The organism is Ideonella azotifigens, assembly GCF_006519715.1.
GTDB lineage: Bacteria > Pseudomonadota > Gammaproteobacteria > Burkholderiales > Burkholderiaceae_C > Ideonella > Ideonella azotifigens.
On record NZ_VIDT01000446.1, the window covers coordinates 1 to 4,662 of the forward strand.

The window sequence follows — 4,662 nt, forward strand, 5'->3', positions numbered from 1 at the left end:
CCTGCAGCCCGAAGGCGGCCAGCCGATCGCCGTGACCGGCTTGAGCGAAGGCACCGCCGACCAGCTCTACCTCGCGCTGCGCCTGGCCGCACTGGAACTCCAGCGCACGCCCGAGCGCCAGATGCCGCTGGTGCTGGACGACGTGCTGATGACGGCAGACGACCAGCGTGCCGCCTGCATGCTGCAGGCACTGGCGCGTTTCGCCGCCGGTGGCCAGGTGCTGGTCTTCACCCACCACCGCCACCTGCTGGAGATTGCCGCCCAGGCCTTGCCGGCCGGCAGCTTCAAGGTCCACCAGCTGCTGCCGGCGTTCGCGCAAGGCTGAAGCTGCGGCGCTCGCCGGGACCGTTTCCATCCTCGTTCCGGTCTCGTGCACGGCTGGCACTCCAAGGTGCTGGCTGCCGCAGCCCTGCTTGAGGCCCGCCAGTCCGAAGCCGAACTGCGGCTGCTGGCGGAGAACGTGGGCCTGGACTTGCAGCGGGCCGTGGGCGAGCTGATCCGCCAGGCCTGCGAGGCCGTGGGCTGGGACGCCGAGCGGCTGCGCGGCTACCGCTGCAAGGTGCGCTACCCGATATACGGCTCGCAGATCGGCATGGCCTTTTCGTTGCCGGACTGAAAGGGACGGCGGTTTTGAAGCCCTGAATTCAGCCGTGTAAGCAGTGGTTTTGCCTGCCTTCGAATGGCCGGCTGAACCTCACAATGCGTCGCGATCGCCCGGGGTTTCCGGGCACCAATTTCGCGCCAGCGCTGGCTCGTCACGCGGGAAGGCATGCATGGGCTGTGAAGTGTCGTCAGGGTGGGTTGCCAGGTTCTGGCGCCGGGTCGGGTTCGCCTGGCTGGCGGCGGCCATTGCGGCTGCTGCGGCTGCGACTGCCCGGGCGGCCGAGCCGGTCACGCTGGCGGTGTCGCGCACACCGCTGTCGCTGCCTGTCTACGTGGCGCAAAGCCAGGGCTACTTCGCCGCCGAGGGGTTGGACGCGCGGCTGATTGACTGCATTGGCGGCCACCGCTGCATGCAGCTGATGCTCGATGGCCAGGCCGACGTGGCCACCGCCGGCGAGCTGCCGGTGGTCTTCAATGCCTTCAAGCGGCAGGACCATGCCGTCATTGCCACCATCACCACGACGGCCGACGACGTCAAGCTGGTGGCACGCGGCGGCAACGGCGCGCCCGCGCCCAAGGCACTGCAGGACCTGGCCGGCAAGCGCGTGGGCGTGGTGGCCGGCACCTCCAGCCAGTACGTGCTGGACCTGGCCTTGCTCACCTCCGGCGTGGACCCGCGCGGCGTCACGGTGCTGCTGCTGCAGCCCGAGGAGATGCTGCCCGCGATGCGCGCCGGCAAGGTCGACGCGGTCTCGATCTGGGAGCCGTTTGCCCATTCGATACTCAACGGCCTGGGCGGCGAGGCCAGCGTGCTGCCCAGCGCCGGGGGTTACCTGGGCACCTTCAACCTGGTTGCCCAGCGCCGCCTGCTGGTGCCGCGGGACGCGATGCTGCAGCACCTGCTGCGGGCCATCGACCGCGCCGAACGGCTGATCCAGCAACACCCCGCGGAGGCCCAGCGCCTGCTGCGCGAGCAACTGCAGCTGGCGCCGAAGTCGGCCGAATGGGCCTGCAAGGGCCTGAGCTACCGCCTGGGGCTGGACCAGTCGCTGATCACGACCATGGAAGGCCAGGCCCGCTGGGCGCTGCGCGAGGGCCATGCCAGCGGCGAGCTGCCGAATTTCCTGGGCCTGGTGCATGCCGGGCCCTTGCGCCAGGCCGTGCCGAATGCGGCCGGTTCGCTGAAGTAGCCGGCGGGCAGGAAGGTACAGCCGCATGCGCATCCGCTTCCAGCTGCAGGCCGCCATCGTGCTGTCGGTGCTCGTGAGCCTGGGCACCGTGTGGGTCGTCGCAGCGACCGACCGCGCCGAGGACGGTGCCAGCCGCACCCAGGCCCAGGCGCAGCTGATGGCGCACGAGGTCACAGGCCTGCTGGTGCTGACGCAGGAATACGCCCGCCATGCCGAGCCGCGTGCGGCCGGGCAGTGGCAGGCACGCATGCAGGCGATCCAGGCCGCGCTGGCCGATGAACATGCCTCGTTTGCCGACGGCCCGGCCTTCCAGGAATTAAAGGCGGTGGCCGATGCGCTGCCGCCACTGTTCGACACTCTGCAGGTGGCCTCGGCCCAGTCCGACGCCTTCTCCGAGCGGCGCAAGGAAATGGTGCTGGACCGGCTGCTGACCAACACCCAGGCGATGAGCGACTACGCCTACCAGTGGCACCAGGACGCGGTGCAGGAGCGGCTGGAGGCCAGCTCGCGTTTCCGCCTGGCCGCGCTGGGCGGGCCGCTGCTGATGCTGCTGGTGGTGATCGGCTCGGCGCTGGTGGTGCGCATGAGGGTGCTCAAGCCGATGCAGGCGCTGGAGCGGGCCACGCAGGCCGTGGCCAGCGGCGATCTGGCCACGCGGCTGAACAACCCGGCCAAGGACGAACTGGGTGACCTCGCACGCCATTTCGACCGCATGACGGCCTCGCTGGCCGGCAGTGGCGAGCAGCTGCGCCAGTCCGAAGCCCAGCTGCGTGCGGTGACCGACAACGTGCCGGTGCTGATCACCTACGTTGACCGCGACCAGGTCTACCGCTTTGCCAATGCCCATCACCGGGTGGTCTTCGGCGTTGAGCCCGAGCGGCTGCTGGGCCGCTCGCTGCAGCAGTTCTGGGCCGACGACAAGGCGGCATATGCGCAGATGCGGCCGCCGGCCGAGGCCGCGCTGCGCGGCGAGTCCGTGGTCTTCGAGAGCCTGCGCGGCACGCCGCGCGGGCCGCGCCATTTCCAGTCGGTCTACCTGCCGGACCTGGACGAGCGCGGCCAGGTGCGCGGTTTTTACGCGATGACCACCGACGTCACCGAGCGCAAGCAGGTGGCCGCAGCGCAAGCCATCAGCGAGGAGCGGGTGCGCAACATCCTGCGCCACGCGCCGGACGCATTCGTCAGCCTGGACATCCACGGCCGCATCACCCGCTGGAACCGCCAGGCCGAAGCCACTTTCGGCTGGCGCGAGGCCGAGGTGCTGGGCCGGACCATGCACGAGCTGCTGATTCCCGAGCGCCATCGCGCCGCCCACCTGGCCGGCTTCGAGCGTTTCCGCGAAACCGGCGAAGGGCCGGTGGTCAACCAGCGCATCGAGATCACCGCGCTGCACCGGGACGGCCACGAGATCCCGGTCGAGCTCTCGGTTGGCGCGGTGCGCGAGCCCGAGGGCCATGTCGCGAATGCCTTCCTGCGCGACATCTCCGACCGCCTGGCCGCGAAACAGCAGTTGCAGGCGCTGGCCCGGGTCGACGTGCTGACCGGCCTGCCGAACCGGCTGCAGTTCAACGAGCGCCTGCCCGAGGCGCTGGCCCGGCGCCAGCGCAGCCGCGCGGCCCTGGCGCTGCTGTTCCTGGACGTGGACCACTTCAAGTCCATCAACGACTCGCGCGGCCACGCGGCCGGTGATGCGGTGCTGGTGCAGTTCGCCAGCACCGTCTCGGCCTGCGTGCGCAAGACCGACAGCGTGGCCCGCCTGGCCGGCGATGAGTTCGTGGTGCTGCTCGAAGGCCTGCACAACGAGGCCGAGCCGCAGGCAATTGCCCGCAAAATCGTGCAGGCGGTGAACCGGCCGATGCAGGTCGAGGGCGAGCTGCTGCAGGTCTCGACCAGCATCGGCATTGCCTACCTCGCGCCCGAGGCCTTGCCGGTGGAGGCTGCGGCCTTGCTGGCCCGGGCCGACGAGGCGCTGTATGCAGCCAAGCGCGGCGGGCGCAATGGCTTTCGCATGCTGGCGCTGGCGGCGTCCTCTGCAGAGGACGCGTCATGAAGCGGGCACTGGTGGGCATGCTGGCCGCATGGCTGTTGGCCGGCTCGGCCGTGGCGGCGCCACTGGTGCTGGCCATGTCGCGCGGCTCGGTCACACTGCCGGTCCAGGTGGCGCAGGACGAAGGTTATTTCGAGGCCGAGGGGCTGCAGCTCAAGCTGCTGCCGTGCAACAGCGGGCGCGAGTGCGCAGAGGCCGTGCGCAGCGGGCGGGCCGACCTGGCCACCGCATCGGAGCTGATCGTTGCCTTGAGCGAGCGCTACGACCTCAGCATCCTGGCGACCATCAGCGCCTCGTCGCACCAGATCAAGCTGATCGCGCGGCGCAGCGCCGGCATCCGGGCTGTGCGGGACCTGGCTGGCAAGCGTGTGGGCACGGTGACCGGCAGCTCGGCCCACTATTTCGTCGACAGCCTGCTGCTGTTCAACGGCATCGACCCGGCAGGCGTCAAGGTGCAGAACTTCGACCCCACGCAGCTGCCGCAGGCGCTGTCGGTGCACGAGCTGGACGCGGTGGCGATCTGGGAGCCGCTGGCCTCTTTGACGCTCAAGCAACTGGGCAGCGACGCGCTGGTGCTGCCCAGCCCGCGGGTCTACACCCAATACTTCAACATCGTCGCGCCGCAGGGCCTGATGGAGCGGCGCGGGCCGGACATGCGGCGCGTGCTGCATGCGCTGCTGCGCGCCGAGCGGTTCATGGCCCGGCATCCCGACGAAGCCAGGCGCGCCATGCAGCGCATGCTGGACATCGACGCGGCCCAGGCCGATGCCTACTACCGCGAGCAGGACTACCGGGTGCGGCTGGACCAGGCGCTGGCCGCGA

Annotated in this window: 5 protein-coding genes; all 5 read left to right on the forward strand. The window is 70.1% G+C overall.

The annotated features are described in order from the left end of the window. A partial coding sequence (locus tag FKP22_RS32410; protein WP_170201003.1) for an ATP-binding protein occupies nucleotides 1-325 on the forward strand: 325 nt, incomplete at its 5' end. 45 nt (nucleotides 326-370) lie between these two features. Then, nucleotides 371-616: a hypothetical protein gene (locus FKP22_RS21515; protein ID WP_141289736.1), complete on the forward strand. Its 246-nt coding sequence runs from the start codon at nucleotides 371-373 to the stop codon at nucleotides 614-616. Nucleotides 617-773: 157 nt separating this feature from the next. Further along, nucleotides 774-1,793: an ABC transporter substrate-binding protein gene (locus tag FKP22_RS21520; RefSeq protein ID WP_141289737.1), complete on the forward strand. Its 1,020-nt coding sequence runs from the start codon at nucleotides 774-776 to the stop codon at nucleotides 1,791-1,793. A 25-nt stretch (nucleotides 1,794-1,818) separates the two neighbouring features. Beyond that, nucleotides 1,819-3,843, forward strand: coding sequence for a diguanylate cyclase domain-containing protein (locus tag FKP22_RS21525; protein ID WP_141289738.1), 2,025 nt, complete (start codon nucleotides 1,819-1,821; stop codon nucleotides 3,841-3,843). After that, on the forward strand, nucleotides 3,840-4,662 hold an 823-nt coding region (locus tag FKP22_RS21530), incomplete at its 3' end, for an ABC transporter substrate-binding protein (RefSeq protein WP_141289739.1). The genes FKP22_RS21525 and FKP22_RS21530, both read left to right, overlap by 4 nt.